Origin of the sequence: Endozoicomonas sp. SESOKO2, from assembly GCF_024606245.1 — a bacterium.
Classification (GTDB): domain Bacteria; phylum Pseudomonadota; class Gammaproteobacteria; order Pseudomonadales; family Endozoicomonadaceae; genus Endozoicomonas_A.
This window is the reverse complement of the sequence record NZ_JAHHPQ010000048.1, coordinates 1-3,155: the sequence shown is the minus strand read 5'-3', so window position 1 is coordinate 3,155 and position 3,155 is coordinate 1. Positions and strand designations below refer to the sequence as shown.

Annotated in this window: 5 protein-coding genes; all 5 read right to left on the bottom strand. The window is 46.7% G+C overall.

Annotated elements, in window-relative coordinates:
• Positions 1-668, bottom strand: a 668-nt coding sequence (locus KDK17_RS01125; protein WP_257287154.1) for a hypothetical protein, incomplete at its 3' end; no start/stop codon positions are given.
• Between the two features lie 13 nt (positions 669-681).
• A complete protein-coding gene (locus KDK17_RS01120) occupies positions 682-870 on the bottom strand; it encodes a hypothetical protein (RefSeq protein ID WP_257255569.1) in 189 nt (62 codons plus the stop codon).
• A gap of 120 nt (positions 871-990) precedes the next feature.
• Positions 991-1,203: a hypothetical protein gene (locus KDK17_RS01115; protein WP_257275588.1), complete on the bottom strand. Its 213-nt coding sequence runs from the start codon at positions 1,201-1,203 to the stop codon at positions 991-993.
• Positions 1,204-1,468: 265 nt separating this feature from the next.
• Positions 1,469-2,344: an SMP-30/gluconolactonase/LRE family protein gene (locus tag KDK17_RS01110; RefSeq protein ID WP_257255571.1), complete on the bottom strand. Its 876-nt coding sequence runs from the start codon at positions 2,342-2,344 to the stop codon at positions 1,469-1,471.
• A gap of 55 nt (positions 2,345-2,399) precedes the next feature.
• Entirely contained in the window at positions 2,400-2,963 is a 564-nt protein-coding gene (locus KDK17_RS01105) for a hypothetical protein (protein ID WP_257255572.1), read from the bottom strand.
• Positions 2,964-3,155 lie beyond the last annotated feature (192 nt).

Sequence of the window (3,155 nt, the reverse complement as noted above, 5' to 3'; positions counted from 1 at the left end):
CCATCTTTATAATAGGATCCATGCTCGTGTTTGACGTGTTGGTCATCAATGAAAAGGTCAATGTCTTGTATGCGTTTGCCCGGGCCTCGATCATTATTCCAGAAGATGTGAACTACCTGGTTGGTACAGAATTCCCCTGCTGTTTCACGATGGCATTTTGGTATCGACGGAAGCCCTATGAGTTCAGGCTCACCTGCGTATATAGGTCCATCCTCGCCGTATCCGCCCGGATTATGGGCATCATTTCTGGATTTAAAATAGAAATCCCGGGTGACGTGTTCCACGTGACCACCTGATTCTCTATAGTAGTAGGTAGCACTGAAGTAATAAGTCTTACTGGGTTTTACCCGATAGTAAAAACCATTTAAAAATGGTCCGATGCTAGCCACCTGAGAGTAACCTTTTGACAGGTTATATGCGTCCTTCGCAACAAAAACCATGGTCCGGAGCATGGTAATATCCCTATACGCACTGAAATCAGCCATGCTAATCAGCACGATATCGCCAGTGCATATCTGGTTATAGGGGCAGTTAGCACTATACACAGACGAAGGGATGCCGGCGTGTTCGTTGGCGTGACTGTTAAGCTCCGCATTAGCCACTTGCATCCCTACGAAACACGACAGCATGAGCAGTAGAAGCCTTTTAAAGAATTTTGTGTAATTCATGAGTTTGTACTTCTTAAACCTTAGGAGAGTCAGGCGTGTTAAGGATAGCTTCGTTTTCACCCCTCACATGAAAAAACATTCGGGCAGATTTCAACAGTGGAGAGCTATCGTCTGACTTTGGAACTCTGCTACTGTGCGCGAAACCATCCTTCAAAGCAGCCTCATTGACCGGATGACTCATGCCATTAACGACAGACATCATTAAGGAACCGTCATTTAAAATAGTAGCCCGTTGCTTGACAAAGAGAGGAACTCTTAGACCTTGTTTTCAATGAATGTAAGCAGGAAAGGAACTCTGTTTTCAAGCGGCTACAACTTACTTTCAGACCAGCATCACTCTATTTTCACCCTGCCATTGCAGCGTTTCTTTGGCGGGCAAAGAGCCTAGGATATTCACCGACCTTATCTTGTCAGACCGTGATAGCAATGCCGGATGAGAGCCGGGCTGACCTTCAGGAATAGCCAGGTTGGCCCCGGAAAGCTTTGAGCTGAGAAGTCCGGTCTTTTTCATACTGGCTACCGTTCGTTGTTTCAACGAGCCTTTCTCAAAAGAAAGCTTATGGCCATCGGGCTCACATTGACTGTTGTCTCCCAAGATTCAGTAAAAGGTTTGCGCAAAGGTTTTCACGGCGCACTATAGCGATTCATTCCTCGACTAAAACTGCCATGGATCAATCAACAACAAATCTGCACAGGAAAATACACGAATGGGACTATGAGGAATTCTGATTCTATTAGAAATTAACAGACACTGAAGCGGTGGTTATCAGTAAAAGAAACTTTTCTGACTGACGATTTTGCTAAACGGCAAACCGATTTTCTTTCAGCCCCCTGACTCCAGTCTTTACAGCAAAAATAGAGCCTGACTCAGGATACAACTCCAGCTCCTCATCAGAACAGGCCTGACGGCAACTGGTGATGTACAATGTTGAATAATCATCACCACCAAAAGCGACCATGGTTGGATATTTAACGGGTAAGCTTATGGTCTCCAAAAGAACCCCGCCGGGCGATAATCTGACAACTGCTCCGCCAGCGAAGAGTGCTGTCCAGTAACAACCTTCTTCATCGACAGCACAACCATCCGGACGTCCCTTTCCAGCGGGGAATCGATGAAACACCCTGCGATTGCTCAACTCTGCTCTTTCAAGATCAAAGTCGCAGGCGTAAATAATCTGCTCAGGTGAATCCGCATAGTAGATCGTTCGATTATCCGGACTGAAAGCGATGCCGTTACTGGTTAAAAATGGCCCTGCCTTTCTTTGGCAATCCAGCTGATTATTCAGCATGTAGATCCAGGCATCCGACTTGTCTTTCGGTGGATAAACAGATCCCACCCAGAACCTCCCCAAAGCATCGCAACGACCATCATTCAAGCGATTGTGAGGTTTATCAGACTCCGGGTCACAAATAGGAGTTATTCGACCCGACTCAATGGAATCCAGAAATACAAAGCCGGAACGCAAGGCCGCTACCAGCCCATGAGACGCCCTGAACACAAAACAGCCTATTTCTTCAGGCAGACTCAACGACTGCCGGGCGCCGGATTCTGGTTGCCAGCTGTTGAGAGACTTTCCGGTGATATCAACCCAGTAGAGGGTAGACGTGGGCTCATGCCAGCGGGGACATTCCCCTAAAAGAGTACCGGCATCAAGCACATTTTTGACGATTTTCATCGGAGTGAATAGTGAACCCGGTACCCAGAGCTTGCAAGTGAATTTACAAGAAATTTCAGGGATTCCGGGAGGTGTTCTGATGCATCATCTGGTTAACCCTGAGCTCCTGCAACAACAGTTCAATTTGAAATTGTTCCGCTTCAATCAGGGTTTTATAACGGACTACAACCGCATTCATCTGATCAGACAGGGTTCCCCTGGTATCCAGCTCAACATTGTCTGCAATAGACTTCAGTTGAGTATTGAGCTCTTTTTCCTGAACACTGTTGCGGGGCAGGCTCTTGTTCTCCAGGGTCTTTTTATTGATTTTTCCCTGAAGTTTTTTCAGCTCGCTCTGCATACGATTACGATAGGTCCGAATCCGCTTCTGCCTCAGAGCAATGCGATCTTCGATCATCTGGACGCGTAACTTTTCGTCCATCCCCCGCAACTTATCGATATCAAATGGCTCAAGCGGTGCCGCCAACCCCTTGAGCTCAATTGGTTTGGCATTGCTGTCACACTTCTCTTCTGTAAAGACCACATCGCCATTAACCTGACACTTGTAAATTGGCTTTGCGTATCCTGCAATCGGAATCAGCAAAATAGCGGCGCCAAGTACCCATTTTCTCAACTCCATGATAATGCCCTGACTTATTACTTCCCTTTACTATAGTCAGAGCCCTGATCAGGAACTGGCTACCAGAACGACCTGTTCCCCTCTTCTTAGAGGGTGTCGCTAAAGTAGCGAGCAAAGCTGTGACAAGGCAAAAAGTGGCGAAAAAGCGCAGTTTACAGCGAGTAAATGAGCATTTTGAGCCACTTTTTAACG